Source organism: Vibrio brasiliensis LMG 20546, from assembly GCF_000189255.1.
Classification (GTDB): Bacteria; Pseudomonadota; Gammaproteobacteria; order Enterobacterales; family Vibrionaceae; genus Vibrio; species Vibrio brasiliensis.
In genome coordinates, this window is the sequence record NZ_AEVS01000072.1 from 1 (window position 1) to 19489 (window position 19489).

General features: G+C 45.7%; 24 protein-coding genes. 4 read left to right on the plus strand and 20 right to left on the minus strand.

The annotated features are described in order from the left end of the window. Positions 1-169: 169 nt before the first annotated feature. From mltC to mutY, 3 genes are all read right to left on the minus strand, one after another. Positions 170-1306 carry a membrane-bound lytic murein transglycosylase MltC gene (gene mltC, locus RH46_RS12430; protein WP_006879818.1) on the minus strand — a complete coding sequence of 379 codons (1137 nt, stop codon included), beginning with the start codon at positions 1304-1306 and terminating at the stop codon, positions 170-172. A 69-nt stretch (positions 1307-1375) separates the two neighbouring features. After that, positions 1376-1648, minus strand: a complete 273-nt coding sequence (locus tag RH46_RS12435) for an oxidative damage protection protein (RefSeq protein ID WP_006879819.1) — start codon at positions 1646-1648, stop codon at positions 1376-1378. A 20-nt stretch (positions 1649-1668) separates the two neighbouring features. Further along, the gene (mutY, locus tag RH46_RS12440) at positions 1669-2724 is read right to left on the minus strand and encodes an A/G-specific adenine glycosylase (RefSeq protein ID WP_006879820.1); all 1056 of its coding nucleotides are present in this window, start codon (positions 2722-2724) and stop codon (positions 1669-1671) included. 170 nt (positions 2725-2894) lie between these two features. Here mutY and trmB point away from each other — a divergent pair, with 170 nt between their 5' ends. Both trmB and glsB read left to right on the plus strand, forming a co-directional pair. Further along, positions 2895-3614 (plus strand): tRNA (guanosine(46)-N7)-methyltransferase TrmB, encoded by a 720-nt coding sequence (gene trmB / locus RH46_RS12445; RefSeq protein ID WP_006879821.1) that lies wholly within the window; start codon positions 2895-2897, stop codon positions 3612-3614. 133 nt (positions 3615-3747) lie between these two features. After that, positions 3748-4668: a glutaminase B gene (gene glsB / locus RH46_RS12450; protein WP_006879822.1), complete on the plus strand. Its 921-nt coding sequence runs from the start codon at positions 3748-3750 to the stop codon at positions 4666-4668. 31 nt (positions 4669-4699) lie between these two features. Here glsB and RH46_RS12455 read toward each other — a convergent pair whose 3' ends face one another. The 8 genes from RH46_RS12455 to RH46_RS12490 form a co-directional block, all read right to left on the minus strand. Continuing rightward, complete coding sequence (locus RH46_RS12455; protein ID WP_006879823.1) at positions 4700-5362, minus strand: YajG family lipoprotein; 663 nt, start codon at positions 5360-5362, stop codon at positions 4700-4702. A gap of 160 nt (positions 5363-5522) precedes the next feature. Beyond that, positions 5523-6695, minus strand: a complete 1173-nt coding sequence (gene hemW / locus RH46_RS12460; RefSeq protein WP_006879824.1) for a radical SAM family heme chaperone HemW — start codon at positions 6693-6695, stop codon at positions 5523-5525. A 23-nt stretch (positions 6696-6718) separates the two neighbouring features. Continuing rightward, entirely contained in the window at positions 6719-7318 is a 600-nt protein-coding gene (locus RH46_RS12465; protein WP_006879825.1) for an XTP/dITP diphosphatase, read from the minus strand. Between the two features lie 43 nt (positions 7319-7361). Then, positions 7362-7793 (minus strand): DUF4426 domain-containing protein, encoded by a 432-nt coding sequence (locus RH46_RS12470; protein WP_006879826.1) that lies wholly within the window; start codon positions 7791-7793, stop codon positions 7362-7364. A 52-nt stretch (positions 7794-7845) separates the two neighbouring features. Continuing rightward, positions 7846-8136, minus strand: coding sequence for a DUF167 family protein YggU (yggU, locus tag RH46_RS12475; protein WP_006879828.1), 291 nt, complete (start codon positions 8134-8136; stop codon positions 7846-7848). Further along, complete coding sequence (locus RH46_RS12480) at positions 8136-8693, minus strand: YggT family protein (RefSeq protein WP_006879830.1); 558 nt, start codon at positions 8691-8693, stop codon at positions 8136-8138. Before RH46_RS12480 ends, yggU begins: the two co-directional genes overlap by 1 nt. A 39-nt stretch (positions 8694-8732) precedes the next feature. Continuing rightward, a complete protein-coding gene (proC, locus tag RH46_RS12485; RefSeq protein ID WP_006879831.1) occupies positions 8733-9551 on the minus strand; it encodes a pyrroline-5-carboxylate reductase in 819 nt (272 codons plus the stop codon). Between the two features lie 24 nt (positions 9552-9575). After that, the gene (locus RH46_RS12490; protein WP_006879832.1) at positions 9576-10292 is read right to left on the minus strand and encodes a YggS family pyridoxal phosphate-dependent enzyme; all 717 of its coding nucleotides are present in this window, start codon (positions 10290-10292) and stop codon (positions 9576-9578) included. 25 nt (positions 10293-10317) lie between these two features. Here RH46_RS12490 and RH46_RS12495 point away from each other — a divergent pair, with 25 nt between their 5' ends. Continuing rightward, entirely contained in the window at positions 10318-11355 is a 1038-nt protein-coding gene (locus RH46_RS12495; protein ID WP_006879833.1) for a type IV pilus twitching motility protein PilT, read from the plus strand. 17 nt (positions 11356-11372) lie between these two features. Next, positions 11373-12479 (plus strand): PilT/PilU family type 4a pilus ATPase, encoded by a 1107-nt coding sequence (locus RH46_RS12500; RefSeq protein WP_006879835.1) that lies wholly within the window; start codon positions 11373-11375, stop codon positions 12477-12479. Positions 12480-12691: 212 nt separating this feature from the next. Here RH46_RS12500 and RH46_RS22335 read toward each other — a convergent pair whose 3' ends face one another. The 9 genes from RH46_RS22335 to metK all read right to left on the minus strand — a co-directional run bounded on the left by RH46_RS22335 (position 12692) and on the right by metK (position 19279). Further along, positions 12692-12859 carry a hypothetical protein gene (locus RH46_RS22335; protein ID WP_167319268.1) on the minus strand — a complete coding sequence of 56 codons (168 nt, stop codon included), beginning with the start codon at positions 12857-12859 and terminating at the stop codon, positions 12692-12694. After that, complete coding sequence (ruvX, locus tag RH46_RS12505; RefSeq protein WP_006879836.1) at positions 12840-13262, minus strand: Holliday junction resolvase RuvX; 423 nt, start codon at positions 13260-13262, stop codon at positions 12840-12842. The genes RH46_RS22335 and ruvX overlap by 20 nt, the downstream gene beginning before the upstream one ends. Before the next feature lie 17 nt (positions 13263-13279). Further along, the gene (locus RH46_RS12510; RefSeq protein WP_006879837.1) at positions 13280-13843 is read right to left on the minus strand and encodes a YqgE/AlgH family protein; all 564 of its coding nucleotides are present in this window, start codon (positions 13841-13843) and stop codon (positions 13280-13282) included. Between the two features lie 48 nt (positions 13844-13891). Then, the gene (gshB, locus tag RH46_RS12515) at positions 13892-14839 is read right to left on the minus strand and encodes a glutathione synthase (protein WP_006879838.1); all 948 of its coding nucleotides are present in this window, start codon (positions 14837-14839) and stop codon (positions 13892-13894) included. A gap of 13 nt (positions 14840-14852) precedes the next feature. Then, positions 14853-15584 (minus strand): 16S rRNA (uracil(1498)-N(3))-methyltransferase, encoded by a 732-nt coding sequence (gene rsmE / locus RH46_RS12520; protein WP_006879839.1) that lies wholly within the window; start codon positions 15582-15584, stop codon positions 14853-14855. A 115-nt stretch (positions 15585-15699) separates the two neighbouring features. Continuing rightward, a complete protein-coding gene (locus RH46_RS12525; protein ID WP_006879840.1) occupies positions 15700-16401 on the minus strand; it encodes an endonuclease in 702 nt (233 codons plus the stop codon). Positions 16402-16485: 84 nt separating this feature from the next. Then, positions 16486-16983: a SprT family zinc-dependent metalloprotease gene (locus RH46_RS12530; RefSeq protein ID WP_006879841.1), complete on the minus strand. Its 498-nt coding sequence runs from the start codon at positions 16981-16983 to the stop codon at positions 16486-16488. Positions 16984-17052: 69 nt separating this feature from the next. Next, entirely contained in the window at positions 17053-17850 is a 798-nt protein-coding gene (locus tag RH46_RS12535; RefSeq protein WP_006879842.1) for a DUF2189 domain-containing protein, read from the minus strand. Between the two features lie 274 nt (positions 17851-18124). Beyond that, a complete protein-coding gene (metK, locus tag RH46_RS12540) occupies positions 18125-19279 on the minus strand; it encodes a methionine adenosyltransferase (protein ID WP_006879843.1) in 1155 nt (384 codons plus the stop codon). Positions 19280-19489: the final 210 nt, after the last annotated feature.

Below are 19489 nucleotides of genomic sequence, written 5' to 3' on the forward strand. Positions count from 1 at the left end.
AGGCGGAATCGAACCACCGACACGAGGATTTTCAATCCTCTGCTCTACCGACTGAGCTATCCGGGCGACGGAGCGCTATTAAACGGATTTTCGCTCTTGCCGTCAACTTGTTTTTAGAAAAAAATGCAAAAAAGTGGTTAAGTGCCGATTATTTAGCCGTTTTTAATGATTATGTTTTACCTGAGTTAAAATCCTTTTTGAATTTGGTAACTTTTTCTAAGTAACGGCGGGCTTCTGCGTTCGGGTGCTTTTTGGTCAATGCCCAATAAACCTGATTTGGCTGTAGCGAATTGAGATCGCGCATCGCCCGTTTACGGTCATTACGGTTGAAGGTGTTGAGTACACCGCCCGTACCACCGTTGTAGGCCGAAATCATGCTGTATTCGAGCGACGTTGGATGACTGACGTCTTTGAGGTAACGATTTTTCAGGATGTAGAAGTAGGCGGTACCTGTATCGATATTATTCTCTGGGTTAAATAGATACTCAGGAGTCGGCTGACCGGAGCGCTTCTTAACTAGCTTGAATACATCTTTGCCCGCTGTTTTCGGCACGACCTGCATCAGTCCATAAGCATTGGCCCAGCTCACAGCGTAAGGGTTAAAGCTGCTTTCGGTTTTTATAATCGCGTAGATGAGATCTTCAGGGATGTCATATTTACGCGATGCACGTTGCACGATATCAGCGTATTTATAACTACGGATTTCAAATTGTTCCTCGACCATCGGGATTTCGACGTAATAGGCTTTTTTGAAGTCGACATCTTTGACTTTGAGTTTGTTGGCAATCAGGTAATCGGCAAAGCGATTAGCGCGCCATGACCATTGAATCGGTTTGTTATCCTGATCGACAACCTGTCGATAGAGGAAAGGCTGGCCTTCTAAAGTGATCTCTTTTGATGAAAACAGATCGACGTTTGCTGGATCATCGGGTGTCAGCAAAGTGGTGATGATAGCGTTTTTCAGGTGTGCTTTAGGATCCGTTGGAGAGACTGTTTCAATGGTAATAAGACCTTTATCGAAATTGACTTCTGAACGGCTGAGATAGTTGTCTATGTACTTAACGTAGTTGCTTTTGCCTGCGAACTTAATCTCGCTTCGTCCCCAGCGTTTTTCGATATTACCTGAGAAGCTGTTGATTAATGCATCTAACGCATCGGTATCTTTTTCAAACTGACCGGGTAGCTGAGCTAAATTTCTGGCAAATCGGTTGGTTGGCTCATAATTGACATCATATAGGCTTTCAACAAATTCTCTACTGCAGCCAGTCAATGACATAGCAAGCAAAAAATACGCTAACTTCTTCATATATCTCCTAAAAAAATGACATCACTGCGGGCAATGATGTCATTTTCTCTATCTCGAATCAGGCTTGAATTACTCGCTTGGTGGAGTGTAGCCTTCAATATGGACTTCTTTACCTTCAAACAGGAAGTTAACCATTTCTGTTTCGATCAACTTACGATGTTCAGGATCCATCATATTGAGTTTTTTTTCATTGATCAGCATGGTCTGTTTGTGTTGCCACTCCGCCCACGCTTCTTTAGAGATATTATCAAAAATACGTTTTCCTAGCTCACCAGGATAAAGCTGAAAATCAAGACCATCAGCTTCTTTTTGTAGTCGAGCACAAAATACAGTGCGGCTCATAACGACTCCTTAAAATATGATTAACTTTGAAGCTCAAAAGGCAGGCTTTCCAGTAATTGTTTGACTGGAGCAGCTAAACCGATCTCTTCAGGTTGCGATAAGTTATACCAAAGACCTTTACTTCCTTCCATTACCACATTGGGTTGCTTTGATAGGTCTACCAAAATTGGCGTGATATCGAGGTGATAATGACTAAAGGTATGGCGAAATGCGATTAACTGAGTCTGCCTTTTAATTGTAGCCTCAGTGACGTTACGACTATCTAGTTGATGAGCGATTTGGCTATCACTGTTCTCAGGGAAACAGAACAGTCCTCCCCAAATCCCCGATTGAGGGCGTTGCTCTAGCCAGACGCGATTGTTGTGGTGCAGCATAACAAACCAAGCTTGTTTGACTGGTTTCTCTTTCTTAGGTTTCTTACCTGGGTAGTCGAGTGGGTTGCCCTGTTTTTTGGCAACACAGTAAGACTCGACTGGGCACAGAGTGCACTTAGGCTTGCTGCGAGTACAGACCATAGCACCCATATCCATCATAGCCTGGTTGTATTTGTCGACATCAACCGAAGGAGTGTGCTCTTGTGCATATTGCCACAGTTGATTCTCAACTTTTTTCTGTCCCGGCCAGCCTTCTACCGCAAAGCTGCGAGCTAAGGTTCGCTTAACATTGCCATCTAAAATAGCGTGTGGCTGTTTGTATACCGAAGAGAGAATTGCGGCAGCAGTAGAACGACCAATACCAGGTAGTGCGTTCATCTCTTCAATATTAAGAGGGAACTCGCCACCATACTGCTCGGTTACAACTTTAGCGGCTTTATGTAGGTTTCGCGCTCGGGCGTAGTAGCCAAGGCCTGTCCATAGGTGTAACACTTCATCTTGCTCTGCATTGGCAAGATCAATCACGGTTGGAAAGCGTTCCAGAAAGCGTTGGTAATAGGGAATCACAGTTGCAACTTGGGTTTGTTGCAACATGATTTCTGATAGCCAAACGCTATAGGCGCTTTTGTTTTGCTGCCAGGGTAGGCTCTTACGTCCATAGTTGTCATACCATTCAAGAATGGCGTTGGCGAAAGGGGTCACGACTTGCTCTGTCTATTTTGTTATCTAATCTGACAAAATTGCACCATAGTTTATGGGTAAAGTACAACCGATAAACTGTGTGGAATTAGCTAAAAAACTTGCACCAGTGGCAATTCTTTGGATAATCACAATCCCTTTGAGTCGAGACCAATTTTTAGACAGGCAAAATCATGAGTGAAGTGACCACTAACGAGTACAACGAAGACGGTAAACTGATACGCAAAGTTCGCAGCTTTGTTCGACGCGAAGGTCGTCTGACCAAGGGTCAGGAAAACGCGATGAATGAGTGTTGGCCAACTATGGGTATTGATTACCAAGAACAGCTTCTGGACTGGAAAGAAGTATTTGGTAACGACAACCCTGTAGTACTAGAAATTGGTTTTGGTATGGGTGCGTCACTTGTTGAAATGGCGAAAAACGCGCCTGAAAAGAACTTTATTGGTATCGAAGTACATAGCCCAGGTGTTGGTGCGTGTCTGTCTGATGCTCGTGAGGCTGGCATTACCAACCTACGTGTTATGTGTCACGACGCGGTAGAAGTGTTTGCTAACATGATCCCAGATAGCAGCCTGGCAACTCTACAACTGTTCTTCCCAGATCCATGGCATAAAAAGCGTCACCACAAGCGCCGTATCGTTCAGCTAGATTTCGCTGAGATGGTTCGTCAGAAGCTTATTGATGGTGAAGGTATTTTCCATATGGCAACGGACTGGGAAAATTACGCTGAGCATATGATTGAAGTGATGAATCAGGCACCTGGTTTTGAGAACATCGCTCAAGATGGTGATTACATCCCACGCCCGGATGAGCGCCCGCTAACAAAATTTGAAGCACGTGGTCACCGTTTAGGTCATGGCGTTTGGGATATTAAGTACAAGCGCGTAAAATAATCGCCCAACGTTATCGACTACATAGAGAGTCGCTAACGCTGACGTGAAGAGATTTAAAAAGCCAACATTGATGTGTTGGCTTTTTTGACCCTATAAGAAAATAATAATAACTAATTGATTTTAAAGGTTGCTGATGAAACCGACACAAGAAATCTTAACCGAAATCCTCGCTGAGGTTCGCCCTCTTATTGGTCAGGGTAAAGTCGCTGATTACATTCCTGCATTAGCTAAAGTACCTGCTACTAAACTGGGGATTGCGGTCTTTACCAATCAGGGAGAAGTGATTAAAGCAGGGGATGCTGATGAAGCATTCTCAATTCAATCTATTTCGAAAGCACTGAGTTTAACGCTGGCCATGTGCCTGTATAAACCAGAGGAAATCTGGGCAAGGGTGGGTAAAGAGCCTTCTGGTCAGGCATTCAACTCGCTGATTCAGCTTGAAATGGAGCAGGGCATTCCGCGTAATCCGTTTATCAATGCGGGTGCGATTGTTGTTGCGGATCTGCTTAATAGCCGCTTATCTGCCCCTCGTCAGCGTCTGCTTGAGTTTGTACGTCAGTTATCGGGCGATACGCATATCTGCTATGACAAGATTGTTGCCGCGTCTGAGATGATGCACAGCGACCGCAATGCAGCCATTGCATACCTGATGCGCTCATTTGGCAATTTTGAGAACGATGTTATTCCGGTACTCAACAATTACTTCCACGCCTGCGCGCTTAAGATGAGCTGTGTCGATCTGGCAAAAACATTCAGCTACTTAGCGAACAAGGGCGCGTCAGTTCAAACTGGCAAGCCAGTGATCACTCCAACCCAGACTAAGCAGTTGAACGCCTTGTTGGCTACCTGTGGTTTGTATGATGGTGCTGGTGAGTTTGCCTACCGGGTCGGTATGCCAGGTAAATCTGGTGTCGGTGGCGGTATTATGGCTGTTGTTCCGGGCGAGATGACGATTGCAGTCTGGTCTCCAGAGTTAGATCCGTCTGGTAACTCGTTAGCAGGTACCAAAGCTCTGGAACTATTAGCAGAGCGTATTGGGCGATCGATTTTTTAAAAAAAGCCGCATGAATGCGGCTTTTTTTCTTCTATTTCTCTAACGCAGCTTGGATTTCAGGATCAGTTACTATTTCGACTAACTGATCTCTGTAGGCTCGCAGAACATTATTTTGTGGCGACTCGTCCGCTTCCTCTTCTATGACGTCGCGATCCTGAAAGCGTTTCTCGACGATTTTTCCATCTTGAACCTCATAAACGCTCACTATTGAATCGGTATCAAAGTTGAAAGCGGTTACCCAGTTTAGGTTAATGCTGAAGTACCATTCTCTGATGTTGATTACGAGTAATTTATCAGCGTTATGGGACTTCAAGATCTCTAATGCTTTTTCATCAGAGTCGATGCTTTCGACTCCCGCTTCCGTAGCATTCCAGCCACTTTCTTTAAAGCCCGTTGTTAAACGATGTTCAATAAACTGAGCTAAATTTTTGTCTTTATCTCCATCTTCAGTTGCAAGTATTTGCTCAACATGCCAGTCAAAAGGAATGCCGAATGAACCATGTGCAGTGCCGACAAAATGGTTAGGTTTTTCTTCTTCAATTAGCCGAGCTCGATTGTCCAGAACTGAGATAACGATGTTATCTTGGTGTGAAATACTTGGATTTGGACTTTGTTCTTCCAAAGATATAGGGCTAACACAACCCGAGAGAACTATTACAGAAAATAAAGCCAAACAAAGTTTTATCGTTTTCATCGTTTTTCCTTAACGTTACTACTAAAACGTGCAGGATGTTATCAAATGATAATCATTCACAAAACCAATGTTTGGCGTCATGGGATAATTCACTCGTTATTATTTTTATAAGGTGATGCACTCGATATTTTTAAGCTAAATAACTAATATTTATATCGTTTTAATCCACCATAAACGCTTCTAGCAAGTCATTGAGGAATAGTTTTCCTTTCTTAGTGATTTGCCAGTGACTGTCACTCTCGTCGATGTAGCCCTTCTCAATAGCCCAATCAATCGTCTCTTGGATTGCTGTAAAGCCAAGACCTGTCGTGTCGAGAAAATCTTGCTTCGGGCACGCTTCAATTAGCCTGAATCGATTCATAAAAAATTCGAATGGACGGTCTGTATCATCAACTTCAGTTTCGTCGCTGAGATAAGGTTTAACCATGTTATCGAAGGCTGCCAGGTAGCCTCTTGGGTGCTTAACCTTTGTGGTTCTGACAATGCGCCCATCGGCAAAGCTTAATTTACCGTGTGAGCCACAGCCGATACCCAAGTAGTCGCCAAATCGCCAGTAGTTGAGGTTATGCTGGCACTGGTAACCCGGCTTGCTATAGCCAGATATCTCGTATTGTACGTAGCCTGCATCTGCTAACTTTTTATGCCCCTGTTCAAAGATATCCCACAAATCATCGTCATCTGGCAGAGTCGGTTGTTTGTAGTAAAACATGGTATTTGGCTCGATCGTTAGCTGATACCAAGAGAGATGCGGTGGATCCAGTTCGATCGCTTTGTCGAGATCGGCCAGTGCCTGCTCAACCGATTGATCCGGTAAGCCGTGCATTAGATCAAGGTTAAAACTGTTCAGACCGATTTGATGAGCAAGCTTGGCTGCGTTAACGGCTTCATCCTGACCGTGTATACGACCTAGTCTTTCGAGTTTCTGTTGCTCGAAGCTTTGCACGCCAACCGAGATTCGAGTCACGCCAGCTTTCTGGTAGCCTGCAAAACGTTCAGCTTCTATGGTGCCAGGGTTGGCCTCCATAGTGATTTCAATATCAGACTTAAACGGAATGCGAGCTTCAATACCTTGCAACAAAGTCGCAATGCCTTCGGCTGAGATTAGGCTCGGTGTGCCGCCGCCAATAAAAATTGAGTGCAGTGGACGAGGGCTATTATTTAACTGATAACGTTCAATGTCGGTCTCTAAGTCCTGCAGCAGCGCTGCAATGTACTCTTGCTCCGGAATGTCGGCCTTAAGAGCATGAGAGTTAAAGTCGCAATACGGACACTTTTGTACACACCATGGGATGTGTACATAAAGACTGAGAGCGGGGGGGATCAATGTGTTCATTGTCTAACGTTGATAGAGTGAGATTACAACGGTTGTTCAGACAGCGTAGCAAACAGCTGCTTAAGCGCTTTACCGCGATGAGAGAGTTGCTTCTTACGCGCTGGTTCTAATTGAGCTGAGGCGCAGTTATCTTCTGGAACAAAGAAAACAGGATCATAGCCAAAGCCGTTTTCACCTTGAGCCTCCGTCAGAATTCGGCCTTCCCATTTGCCATGACAGACAATAGGAGTTGGATCGTTGTCATGACGCATCAACACTAGTACACAGTGGAATCGCGCGCTACGTTGTTCTTCAGGAACGTCTTTCATCGCCTCAAGCAGTTTCTCAAGGTTCTGTTGGTCGCTTGCCCCTTCGCCAGCATAACGGGCAGAGTAAATCCCTGGAGCCCCTTTAAGTGCGTCGACCTCTAAGCCAGAATCATCAGCAATAGCGGCCAGGCCCGTCTCTTTTGCAGCATGGCGCGCTTTAATGATCGCATTTTCGATAAATGTGGTGCCAGTTTCTGCAACCTCGGAAACGTTGAACTCGCTTTGCGCTAATACTTCAAAGCCGAAATCAGACAGTAGGTCTGCCATTTCGCGAACCTTACCCTGGTTACCTGTCGCTAATACAATCTTGCTCATTGGAATCTGTCTCTTTGATTAACTGGAGTAGCGAACAATGCCGTTACTCTTCTACGTAAAATTTCTGGGTGAACTGTAATCTGCCTGTGCCCTTAATGCCAGCATTAACATCCAGATTGAAGGTGAGTTGCTCTTCTTCAGTGATTGGGAACTCAGCTAAATAGTAAATCGCATCGCCCTCCTTTACTTCACGGAAGCTTAGTTGACGAGTTTGACCTATCAAGTTCTTGCTCGTGCCTGAGATGTCGGCAGTAATCGCCGGCTTTCCTGCTTGGGAATTATCTAACACACTGATGTTCAGAATCGCAGAGTAGCCGTTACGTTTTAGTTTGTAGCTGCGTGCGACTTGTGCGGTTAAGAAGGTTGAGTTGAAGGCAGAGTAATGAACTTCAACGTCTTTGATGGTTTTGAATTGGCCTGCCCAACTTGGTAAGGCAAACATGCTAATAAGCGCGAGTGTGATCCATTTTTTCATGATGCTTCCTTTTAAACCCACTTCAGACTCTGAAGTGATAAATAAAAAGCCATCAGATGATGGCTTGTATCTCATTGGGAATTTGTGTCGGTGAGCTGATCCTGACCTGTTTGTGTCTGCCCAGTTCGCCTTTTTCGATTGTTATTAACCCTTTCGCCACTTTGAACTGCTTTGCTAGGTATTTGCTGAGGTGAGCGTTAGCTTTACCATCTACAGGAGGAGCGGTTATTGCAACCTTGAGCTCCTCACCGTGTTGACCAACAATCTTATCTCGACTGGCTTTCGGTTGAATGTAGAGCCGTAGAACAAGATCTTCACCATCAAACCAAGCTGCATGTGACATTATAGTTGATACCAGATAGGACCGATCAGATCGCCCATCAGGAAATTAGCGAATTGTAGAGCAATAAACAGTACTAACACACTTAAATCAAAGCCGCCCATTGCTGGAATTACGCGACGGATTGGCGCTAGCATTGGCTCGGTTAGTTGGTGGAATACGTATTCAATCGGGCTACGACCCTGGCTGACCCAACTCAGGATTGCACGGATTAGGAGTACCCAGAATAGTAGGCCGCCAGCCGCCTTTAGTAGAGACAAGAAACCCAAGAATAGGAAGTCAGCGCTAAACGAGAAAGAGCCATTTGATGCGATGAGTACCAGAGCAACAAACTTGAGTACACAAAGTAGATAAGCGAACAGTACAGTCGCTAAATCCAGGCTGCCAATCGATGGAATCATGCGACGAAGTGGGGCGATGACAGGTTGAGTAGCTTTTACAATGAATTGTGAAAACGGGTTGTAAAAGTCTGCACGGGCAGCTTGCAACCAGATACGTAAGATCACCACCATGATGTAGAGATCAAACAGGGTGGAAATCAGAAAACTCATTGAATTCATAGGTAACCCTTATTTTCTAGAGCGTTGTCGCTCTGGTAATTAAAACAGTTTTTCCATCTCTTCAGCGCGGGTAACCGCAGCTTGCATAGCTTTGGCTACTATATCTGAAAGTTGATGCTGATTGAATGTTCGTAGGGCTTCTGCGGTAGTGCCCCCTTTGGATGTCACGTTCTCACGCAGGGTTGATAACTCAGTATCAGGGTTGCCTACTACCATGCTGGCCGCACCGAGAGCGGATTGCTGAACCAGTAAGCGGGCAGTCTCTTTATCAAACCCTTGAGCGATGGCTTCTGCCTGCATCGCTTCCATAAACAAGAAGAAGTAAGCCGGTGCGCTACCAGCTGCGGCAATGACATTGTTAATACCAGACTCTTTTTCAACCCAGCAAACTTTGCCAACCGCTTGCATTAACTCTGCGGCGAATGTTTTGTCTTGTTCACTCACTTGCTCTGGAGCAAACAGGCCGCTCATGCCTAACCCTAACTGCGATGGCGTATTCGGCATCACTCTTACGATGTTAAGTTCACAGCCAAGCATCTCGTTTAATCGTGAGCAATGGATACCCGCTGCAATAGAAATGACTAACTTACCTGTAAAGTCGATGTTTTGTAGTGGTCGGCAGACCTCTTCCATCATTTGAGGTTTAACTGACAACACCACCACGTCAGCTTGCTGGGCTGCAGATAAATTGTCGCTGGTGGTCTGGATATCGTAGTCTTGCTCTAATGGTAAGCGGCGCGTCTCTGATGGTGCTGTAGCTGTGATAAGTTCCGCTGGGTAGCCATCCGCGACTAAGCCAGACACAATGGCTTTAACCATGTTGCCAGCGCCAATAAAGGCAATCTTCTTGTGTTCCATTAGTGTTTGTATCCTTTCAACAATTTATGCTTTGTTACTGTAATCACGCGCGCCAAAAATCGCGGTACCAATACGTACCATAGTGCTGCCAGCTTCAATGGCTGCATCCATGTCACCACTCATTCCCATTGATAGTGTATCTATGTTCTGTTCAGGGAACTGCTGCGCAAGTTTATCTTTTAGCTGTGCTAGTTGAGTAAATGCTGCCAACTGCGACTGGTAGTCTGAAACATTAGCAGGAATTGACATCAATCCTCTTAAAGTGAGGTTTGGTAGAGAAGAAATCAACTCCGCGATAGCAAAGATTTCTTCATTATCAATACCGGATTTAGAAGACTCACCACTGGTATTAACCTGAATCAGCACCTGAATAGGCTCTAGCCCTTGAGGGCGCTGGTCGTTGAGGCGTTGGGCAATTTTGGCTCGATCAACCGTGTGGACCCAGGCAAAGTTCTCTGCGACATGGCGTGATTTATTTGACTGGATAGGACCAATAAAGTGCCATTCAAGGTTTAGTTCAGGATGATGTTGCGCGAAATGGATAACTTTATTCGCTCCTTCCTGAACATAGTTTTCGCCGAATGCGGTTTGCCCTGCTTGTGCCGCTTCTAGAATTGCTTCGATAGGCTTAGTCTTACTTACTGCGAGAAGTTGCACTGAGCCCCGACCGCGTCCACACTTTTGTTGTGCGACCTCAATCTGTGAGGTGATCTGTTCAATATTTTGTTGAATACTAGTCATAGCAGATTTTACTTAAGGATTTTAAATGGATATCGCTGAATTACTGGATTTTAGTGTAAAGCATAATGCTTCAGATCTACATCTTTCTGCGGGAGTATCTCCAATGGTAAGGATAGATGGTGAAGTGCGAAAGCTTGGCGTGCCTGCTTTTAGCCATGCTGATGTACATCGTTTGGTCTTTGATATTATGAATGATGCCCAGCGCAGTGAGTTTGAAGAACGTCTTGAAGTGGACTTTTCTTTTGAACTGCCAGATGTGGGGCGTTTCCGTGTCAACGCGTTTAATCAGGCCCGTGGCTGTGCGGCGGTGTTTCGTACCATTCCAGTAGATATTCCAACATTAGAGCAGTTAGAAGCTCCGCAGATATTTGAAAATATTGCCAATATGGAGAAAGGCTTAGTGCTGGTCACAGGGCCTACGGGGTCAGGTAAATCAACCACACTCGCGGCAATGGTCGATTATATTAATCGTAATCACAATAAGCATATCCTGACCATTGAAGACCCCATTGAATTTGTTCACAACAATAATAAGTGTCTGATTAACCAGCGAGAAGTACATCGCGACACCCATAACTTTAATAATGCTTTGCGCAGCGCTCTCCGTGAAGATCCTGATGTGATTCTGGTGGGTGAGTTACGTGACAAAGAGACCATTAGTTTAGCCCTTACCGCCGCTGAAACCGGTCATTTGGTGTTTGGTACTCTGCACACAAGTTCTGCAGCCAAGACCATTGACCGTATTATTGATGTCTTCCCGGGTAGTGATAAGGAGATGGTGCGATCCATGCTGTCTGAGTCATTGCGGGCGGTGATTGCTCAGAAGCTGCTCAAGCGTATTGGAGGCGGGCGTACCGCTTGTCATGAAATCATGATGGCCACACCGGCTATTCGTAACCTTATTCGTGAAGATAAAGTGGCTCAGATGTTCTCTGTGATTCAGACGGGCGCAGCACATGGAATGCAGACCATGGAGCAAAACGCCAAGCAGCTGATTGCTCAGGGGCTGGTTGATGCGCAAGAAGTTGCGAAGAAGATTGAAGTTGAAAGCCCGATGTTTTAATTCGGTGGAATGAGAATATGGATATAGATGTTTTCCTCGAGCAGATGATAGATCAGAAGTCTTCTGATCTTTACATCACAGTTGGTGCTCCGATCCTTTACCGTGTTGATGGTGAGCTCAGATCTCATGGCGAAAAGCTCTCTCATGCTGTGGTGAATTCACTGCTTGAAGGGATGATGGATAGGGAACGTCAGCATGAGTTTCATTCCAGTAAAGAGGCTAACTTTGCCATTGTGCGCCACTTTGGCCGCTTTCGTGTCTCGGCTTTTTATCAGCGAGAGCTTCCAGGGGCGGTAATCCGTCGCATTGAAACCAAAATTCCAACCTTTGAAGAGCTTCAGCTACCGGATGTACTGCGTGATTTGGCGACGACTAAGCGCGGTTTAGTTCTTGTTGTCGGCGCGACTGGCTCTGGTAAGTCGACGACCATGGCAGCGATGATCGGTTATCGTAACGCCAACCAGTCAGGGCATATTTTAACGGTCGAGGATCCGATAGAATTTGTTCATGAGCATCAAGGGTGTATCGTCACCCAGCGTGAGGTCGGCTTAGATACCGAAAGCTATGAAGTCGCTTTGAAAAACTCATTACGTCAGGCTCCCGATATGATTCTGATTGGCGAGATTCGCTCCCGTGAGACGATGGAGTACGCGATGACGTTTGCCGAAACAGGTCACCTTTGTATGGCGACTCTGCACGCAAATAACGCCAATCAGGCGCTAGAACGTATCTTGCACCTTGTTCCCAAAGAGCAGAAAGAACAGTTCTTGTTTGATTTGTCGATGAATCTGAGAGGCATCATAGCCCAGCAGTTAGTGCGGGATAAAAATGGCCAGGGGCGTCATGGTGTGTTCGAGGTACTACTTAATAGTTCACGCGTTTCTGACCTTATTCGCCGAGGAGATTTACACGAGTTGAAAACGACCATGGCGAAGTCAAATCAGTCGGGTATGCAGACCTTTGATCAGGCACTTTATCAGCTGGTGGTCGATGACAAAATCAGCGAAGAGGATGCATTACATAGTGCTGACTCAGCCAATGATTTGAGAATTATGCTCAAAACTCAACGTGGTAGTACTTCAGGTGGTAGCTCGTTGAGCAATGTGAAGATTGATATGGATTAGGGGGGAGAAGAACGCTTCGCTTCGAGAGCGGGCTTCACCCTACGAGATATGAGAACGCTTCGCTCTGAGAACGGACTTCGTCCTGCGAGAATTTAGAACGGGCTGCGCCCTTCGAGAGGTACATGTTATAGATGCTGAGTAGGTATCTGATACAAAGTTATTTGTTAGGGACTTACGTCTATAATCCAGAAAAAAAGGTTGACGCTTTCACGTCAACCTTCCAAGATTTTCTCGCTTCTCGCTTCTCGCTTCTCGCTTCTCGCTTCTCGCTTCTCGCTTCTCGCTTCTCGCTTCTCGCTTCTCGCTTCTCGCTTCTCGCTTCTCGCTTCTCGCTTCTCGCTTCTCGCTTCTCGCTTCTCGCTACCCGTATTGCGCCTCAAACCAGCTTTCGAGAATCACTACCGCGGACTGGCAATCGACATTGCCTTTGCTTAGCGCTTTATAGCCGCCCATTTCGAACAGGTCAGCACGTGCTTCCATTGTCGATAGGCGTTCGTCGTGTAATTCGACAGCGAGGCCGAAGCGACCGTGCAGACGGTTAGCAAACTTTTTCGCTCGTGGTGTAATGGTTTCAAGATCTTTACCATACAGGTCGGTAGGTAAACCGACCACAAGCAGATCCGGTTGCCACTCTTTGATCTGTTTTTCGATGTCATCCCAATTTGGGATACCATCATTGGCTTTAAAGGCTTTTAGCGGTGAAGCCGTACCTGTGATTTCCTGTCCGATGGCACTACCAATACTCTTGGTGCCAAAGTCGAACGCCATAATTGTTCTAGACATGTTTTTCTTCGTAGTTGTTATGCGTGGCCAATATCACTAGAGAGCTGCGAGACGTCAATACCGAGCATCTGAACTGCTTTCTGCCAACGTTCATTAATAGGCGTATCGAACATGACATTCGGGTCAGCCTCTACCGTTAGCCAGGAGTTTTCAGAAAGTTCGATTTCCAATTGACCAGGTTCCCAGCCTGAGTAACCCAGAGCAACAAGATAATGATTAGGTTCAGCTTCTGTGCCTAGTACTCCAAGAATATCGCGTGAAGTGGTGACTGAAATTCTGTCGGTCATCTTGATGCTGGATTCATACTCATCTTTTGGCTGATGAAGAATGAACCCGCGGTCTTCTGAAACAGGACCGCCATTAAGGACTGGCTTTTCTAAGCTATCGGTTAATAGTTTTGGATGAATTGGCTCTACATCGACTTTCTCTAGCATTTTGCCAATGGTGATATCGATAGGAGCATTAATCATTAACCCCATCGCTCCCTCTTCGTTGTGTTCACAGACGTAAATCACGCTGCGTTGGAAGTAGGGGTCTTTCATACCCGGCATTGCCACTAAAAAATGGTTGGTTAAATTCATAAACACTCCCACTTAAATATGGGCAACCCACTAGGTTGCCCTAAGAGTTTAGGCGTTTAGTCGACGCTCAATGGCATCCATAAGCTTGCCAGTGATCGACACATCAAATGCCGCCTCAATTTCACGAATACAAGTTGGGCTGGTTACATTGATTTCTGTCAGCTTGTCACCGATGACATCTAAGCCAACAAAGATCAGCCCTTTTTCTTTAAGTGTAGGCGCTACAGCTTCAGCTATCTTTTTATCTGTCTCACTAAGTGGTCGAGCTTCACCCGTTCCGCCTGCAGCCAGGTTGCCGCGGGTTTCACCTTTTGCCGGGATACGAGCCAGACAGTAAGGCATAGGTTCGCCATCTACAACCAGGATTCGCTTGTCTCCGTTACTGATATCAGGGACGAAGGTCTGTGCCATCGCGTAGTTTTGGCCGTGGTTAGTTAAGGTTTCGATGATCACCGAGACGTTAGGATCGTTCTCTTTTACGCGGAAAATCGAAGCGCCGCCCATACCATCGAGAGGTTTCAGAATCACGTCACCGTGCTCTTCGCGGAAGGCTTTAATCTTGTCAGCTTTGCGCGTTACTATGGTGGTTGGAGTCAGTTCAGGGAACCACGCTGTGAACAGCTTTTCGTTACAATCACGCAGGCTTTGTGGCTTGTTGACGATCAGGGTGCCTTGCTCTTCTGCACGTTCTAAGATGTAGGTCGCGTAGATGTACTCAGTATCAAACGGAGGATCTTTACGCATTAATACCGCATCTAGTTCCGATAACTCGATAGTTTGCTCTGATTTGAACTCATACCAGCCATTTGGATCTTCTTTCAGCTCGACGACTTTGGTATCCGCGATCGCTACACCTTGGTCGAGGTGAAGATCGTTCATTTCCATATAGTGAATTTCGTAGCCGCGGCGCTGCGCTTCAAGCATCATGGCAAAGCTAGAGTCTTTTTTGATGTTAATGGACGAAATAGGGTCCATTACAATACCTAATTTGATCATTGTCTTTCTCCGTTTAACCAAGATCGCCGAAACGAACTTGCAAGGCTGTAATTGCAGTAAGAGCCGCTGTCTCAGTGCGCAACACACGTGGACCGAGTAGCGTCTCTTCGAATTTGTAGTTTTCAGTCATGCTGATTTCTTCAGCAGATAAACCACCCTCAGGGCCAATCAGCAGGCGTACTTTTTCTACTGGCGTCGGTAGGGTGTTAATTGAGTATTTTGCACGTGGATGCAGATTGAGTTTCAAACCGTCGTACTCTTCACCACACCATTCTTCTAGTTGCATGATTGGACGAATCTCTGGGACGGTATTACGGCCACACTGTTCGCAAGCACTAATGGCGATTTTTTGCCATTGGGCGAGCTTTTTCTCAAAGCGTTTGTGATCCAGTTTGACTCCACAGCGTTCAGAGATCAGTGGAGTAATCGTGTTTACGCCCAACTCAACGGATTTCTGGATGGTGAACTCCATCTTGTCGCCACGAGAGATAACTTGTCCCAGGTGAAGATCAAGCGGTGACTCGCTGCTGCGTTCAATGCGTTCAATTACGTTTACTTCAACCGACTTCTTCGATACTTCACTGATGGTTGCCGGAAACTCTGCACCGCTACCGTCAAACAACAAGACTTGCTGTTCCTCTTTCATACGCAGAACGCGACCTACGTGGCCTGCCGCTTCCTCGCTTAGCATTAAGCTTCCGAGCTGAGTGATGGTTTCTGGATGGTAAATTCGTGGGATTCGCATGTTGTTTCGACTTCCGGCAACAGATTTTGAGTTAACTTCTAACATGGATGCTTTACAGTGAAAAAACAAGGGGCAAGAGGAGTTTCCAGTTCAAGACTGGAAACTCAAGATAAGACTATAAGACTTGGCAAGCAGAGTAGACAAACGGGTTGTGGTTGCCCTGTACTTTAAAGATGCGTCGTTCTCTTTCACATTCCCATGGGTCGACAGGATATTGCTTATCCCATGCGTTCATGAGGTTGCGTTGTTGCTTAGAGAGTTTAAAACCATACTCTTGGCTCATGTAGAGATAAGTACGCGCAATCGCGCCTTTTGCACGATCTGGCGGCATTACTTTGCGCTGCTTAAAGTTGACCTGCATTTCGCATCGACCATAGCTAACGCCATCGATACCATTCCACTGGCTGAAGTTATAGTTAGAGCGGTCGCCGTTTACTTCACCAATTGCCGGAGTTAGGTTGTGCAGGTCAGCTTCCATAAGGCGGAATACTTTGTCGTTCTTAGAACAGTTTTTTCGTCCACCTGATTGCCAACACTGACGCTGGTGGCCAAATTGCCATGCAGGGACGACGTGTTCCCATTCTATACGCGAAGCACGTTTTAGTTGTTTACGGACTTGGTAGCCACATGACTCGAGATCTGGGATGCCCTTTCTGCCTTTCCACTCAATGTCGCAGCCACAGTAGAAGCTAGTTGTGTGGTCAGCGTAGATTTTAATGGCTTCTTTCTTTGCTTTACTGAATGAAGAGGGTGGTGCGGCGTGAGTAAGTGTACTCAAGGAAATCGTCACAAGGGCGAACAGAAGATGTTTATACATATTGTGCGTGTTAGGGCTTAGAAAAGTACTAGAGAATGTAGTTTAACACGCAAATGTGTCTCAAATAATTGAGAAATTACCAAGTTAAGATAGCTGATTACCTGTAAAAGCTAATGTCTGATGGCACTGTTGGCAGCGATAGGTAGCTTGCTGGCGCATTACCTTGTTATGGCGACGAATTGAAAGTGGATAGAAAGTGCAACCACAACGATATTCAAAGGTTTTGCCCTGAACTGAAGAGACCTCAAAGCTATGAGTTGTTTTGGCTGGAACCTTAAACACGGATTCCATTACCCCTTGCCACTCATTGCCGTGCGGTCTGACCCGACCATAGACTTGATAGGTGATTAAGTGGGCAACTTCGTGGGGAATCACTTCACTCAAGAAGGCGTGTTGATTTTCGCTGAATAATACTGGATTCAGCCGAATCTCATTAAGCTGTAGGTAGGCTTTACCTGCAGCCTTACCGCGCAGTTTGAAGTTTAGAGTCGGGATGGAAAAATTCCGGCTAAATGCCTTTTGTGCATCGACAATACATTCAGCAATCACTTTTTTTGCTCGGTACTGAAGTTCTATATCCAAGCTACACTCCAAAAAAATCGCCCCAATTAACTGGGGCGAATCATATACTGGATTACTCTTTAGTGCGAACTAAGGGTGATGTTTCTTCTTAATCGTTTCGTGGTAAGCGTGCCATGTACCATAACCCAGGATTGGCATGGTAAATAGCATTCCTATTCCGTAAGTCGCGAAGCCAACTAAGATACCGCCACAAATCAGCGCAGCCCAGACGATCATCGCACCTATATTGGATTTCACCGCGTTAAAGCTAGTGAACACCGCAGTCATCATATCCACTCGACGTTCCATCATCATTGGGATAGAAAACGCAGAGATACTAAACACGATACTAGCCAAGACGAAACCAACCAGTGAACCGATGACAAGAAACGGCATAAATTCAGTCAGTGGTGCGCCTTGAACAGACGGATACAGAGCATGTAGAAGGGCTGCAATCCGCATCCAGAAAATCATACATACAGCGAGCAATACCGCGAAGGCCCACTGTGAGGTTGAGTTGCGTCCAATTGCTTTCATTGAATGGAGCAGACTCGCATTATGGCCTCTTTCTCGTTCCCAGCTAGCGTCATACAGACCGAGTGCGAGGAATGGGCCTATTAACATGTATACGACCAGGCTTGGCATCACCACTAAGTGGGTACCCTGCCATTGAACAAGTAGAACAATACCTATAGCGGCAGCCATAAAGCATAAGCCATAAAAGGCACTGATAAGTGGCATTCGGACAAAGTCATGTAAGCCGAGAGCTAGCCAGTGGAATGGGGCAGATATACTCACCTGATTACAGGGAATTGTGCGAGCATATTCAGCGTCTGGGACTTCCTTTCGTTTATCTTTGAAGTCATGTGGATTCACCGTACGAGGCATATATCCTCCTTGATCGATTCTCTACGTTGACTAAATTCGTTGGCAAATTTAGCGTTTGATACTCGATGCCCGGCTTGGCGACGTCTGTGATATAAGCGGCGCATCAGTCTACATTAACGACAGGCGCAATGGTTAAATTGCATCGTTAACATATTTTTAACTATTGACCCCATGGCAAAAAAATACAACTTTGAAGCGCGATTTTTATCAGCAACAAAAAAGGCCTCTGGTTTCCCAGAGGCCTTTTAGATTTAGTTAAGTGCCTGTAGTTAAATTACTTTAGGCCAGCAAACTCACGTAGAAGTGCTGCTTTGTCTGTCGCTTCCCAAGGGAACTCTTCACGACCGAAGTGACCGTATGCTGCAGTCTTCTTGTAGATTGGCTGAAGTAGGTTAAGCATTTCTTGTAGGCCGTATGGGCGTAGGTCGAAGTGCTGACGAACTGCTTCAACAATGATTTCTTGAGATACTTTTTCAGTACCAAAAGTTTCAACCATGATAGACGTTGGATCTGCAACGCCGATAGCGTAAGACAGTTGGATTTCACAACGGTCAGCTAGGCCAGCAGCAACGATGTTCTTCGCTACGTAACGAGCTGCGTATGCTGCAGAGCGGTCTACTTTTGATGGATCTTTACCAGAGAATGCACCACCACCGTGACGCGCTGCACCGCCGTATGTATCTACGATGATCTTACGACCAGTCAGACCACAGTCACCCATTGGGCCACCGATTACGAAACGACCGGTTGGGTTGATAAAGAAGTTCGTTTCTTTGTTGATCCACTCAGAAGGTAGTACTGGTTTGATGATCTCTTCCATAACTGCTTCACGTAGGTCTGGAGTAGAGATTGAATCACAGTGCTGAGTTGATAGAACAACTGCGTCGATACCAACGATTTTGCCTTGGTCGTATTGGAAAGTTACCTGAGATTTAGCATCTGGGCGTAACCAAGGAAGCGTGCCGTTCTTACGTACTTCAGCTTGCTTTTGTACAAGACGGTGAGAGTACGTGATTGGAGCTGGCATTAGGATTTCTGTTTCGTTAGTTGCGTAACCAAACATGATGCCCTGGTCGCCTGCGCCTTGCTCTTTAGGATCGGCTTTATCAACACCTTGGTTGATGTCTGGAGACTGTTTACCAATTGTGTTTAGAACTGCACAAGAGTCAGCGTCAAAGCCCATGTCAGAGTGAACGTAACCAATTTCACGAACAGTTTGGCGAGTTAGCTCTTCGATATCTACCCATGCAGATGTCGTGATTTCACCACCAACCATTACCATGCCGGTTTTTACGTAAGTTTCACACGCAACACGTGCTTTAGGGTCTTGTTCTAGAATCGCATCAAGTACTGCATCAGAAATTTGGTCTGCAATTTTATCTGGATGGCCTTCTGATACTGACTCAGAAGTGAACAGGTGCTTAGCCATGTGAGCTCCACTTTAATCTTTAGATTGTGCCCCATTTTAGTGGAACACCAATAAATAATACTGTTAATTGTAGGTGTATCTACATCTAGACGTCTATTTTAGTTTTGATAGTTCGAATTACAAGCTCTTTTTTGCTCTAAGCTAAAACTAAACGTTTGCCCGATTTATAATAAGTTTGTACTTATCCTCTTTGAAGTTAGACCAAAAGAT

Excerpts from the sequence above, each read along its gene's own strand:
- RH46_RS12455 (WP_006879823.1), bottom strand. The coding sequence starts at position 5,362 with ATGAAAACGATAAAACTTTGTTTGGCTTTATTTTCTGTAATAGTTCTC.
- RH46_RS12435 (WP_006879819.1), bottom strand. The coding sequence starts at position 1,648 with ATGAGCCGCACTGTATTTTGTGCTCGACTACAAAAAGAAGCTGATGGT.
- RH46_RS12495 (WP_006879833.1), top strand. The coding sequence starts at position 10,318 with ATGGATATCGCTGAATTACTGGATTTTAGTGTAAAGCATAATGCTTCA.
- ruvX (WP_006879836.1), bottom strand. The coding sequence starts at position 13,262 with ATGTCTAGAACAATTATGGCGTTCGACTTTGGCACCAAGAGTATTGGT.
- yggU (WP_006879828.1), bottom strand. The coding sequence starts at position 8,136 with ATGTCACATGCAGCTTGGTTTGATGGTGAAGATCTTGTTCTACGGCTC.
- trmB (WP_006879821.1), top strand. The coding sequence starts at position 2,895 with ATGAGTGAAGTGACCACTAACGAGTACAACGAAGACGGTAAACTGATA.
- rsmE (WP_006879839.1), bottom strand. The coding sequence starts at position 15,584 with ATGCGAATCCCACGAATTTACCATCCAGAAACCATCACTCAGCTCGGA.
- RH46_RS12510 (WP_006879837.1), bottom strand. The coding sequence starts at position 13,843 with ATGAATTTAACCAACCATTTTTTAGTGGCAATGCCGGGTATGAAAGAC.
- metK (WP_006879843.1), bottom strand. The coding sequence starts at position 19,279 with ATGGCTAAGCACCTGTTCACTTCTGAGTCAGTATCAGAAGGCCATCCA.
- RH46_RS12480 (WP_006879830.1), bottom strand. The coding sequence starts at position 8,693 with ATGAATTCAATGAGTTTTCTGATTTCCACCCTGTTTGATCTCTACATC.
- proC (WP_006879831.1), bottom strand. The coding sequence starts at position 9,551 with ATGGAACACAAGAAGATTGCCTTTATTGGCGCTGGCAACATGGTTAAA.
- glsB (WP_006879822.1), top strand. The coding sequence starts at position 3,748 with ATGAAACCGACACAAGAAATCTTAACCGAAATCCTCGCTGAGGTTCGC.
- RH46_RS12535 (WP_006879842.1), bottom strand. The coding sequence starts at position 17,850 with ATGCCTCGTACGGTGAATCCACATGACTTCAAAGATAAACGAAAGGAA.
- RH46_RS12465 (WP_006879825.1), bottom strand. The coding sequence starts at position 7,318 with ATGAGCAAGATTGTATTAGCGACAGGTAACCAGGGTAAGGTTCGCGAA.
- mltC (WP_006879818.1), bottom strand. The coding sequence starts at position 1,306 with ATGAAGAAGTTAGCGTATTTTTTGCTTGCTATGTCATTGACTGGCTGC.
- RH46_RS12470 (WP_006879826.1), bottom strand. The coding sequence starts at position 7,793 with ATGAAAAAATGGATCACACTCGCGCTTATTAGCATGTTTGCCTTACCA.
- hemW (WP_006879824.1), bottom strand. The coding sequence starts at position 6,695 with ATGAACACATTGATCCCCCCCGCTCTCAGTCTTTATGTACACATCCCA.
- RH46_RS12490 (WP_006879832.1), bottom strand. The coding sequence starts at position 10,292 with ATGACTAGTATTCAACAAAATATTGAACAGATCACCTCACAGATTGAG.
- gshB (WP_006879838.1), bottom strand. The coding sequence starts at position 14,839 with ATGATCAAATTAGGTATTGTAATGGACCCTATTTCGTCCATTAACATC.
- RH46_RS12525 (WP_006879840.1), bottom strand. The coding sequence starts at position 16,401 with ATGTATAAACATCTTCTGTTCGCCCTTGTGACGATTTCCTTGAGTACA.
- RH46_RS12500 (WP_006879835.1), top strand. The coding sequence starts at position 11,373 with ATGGATATAGATGTTTTCCTCGAGCAGATGATAGATCAGAAGTCTTCT.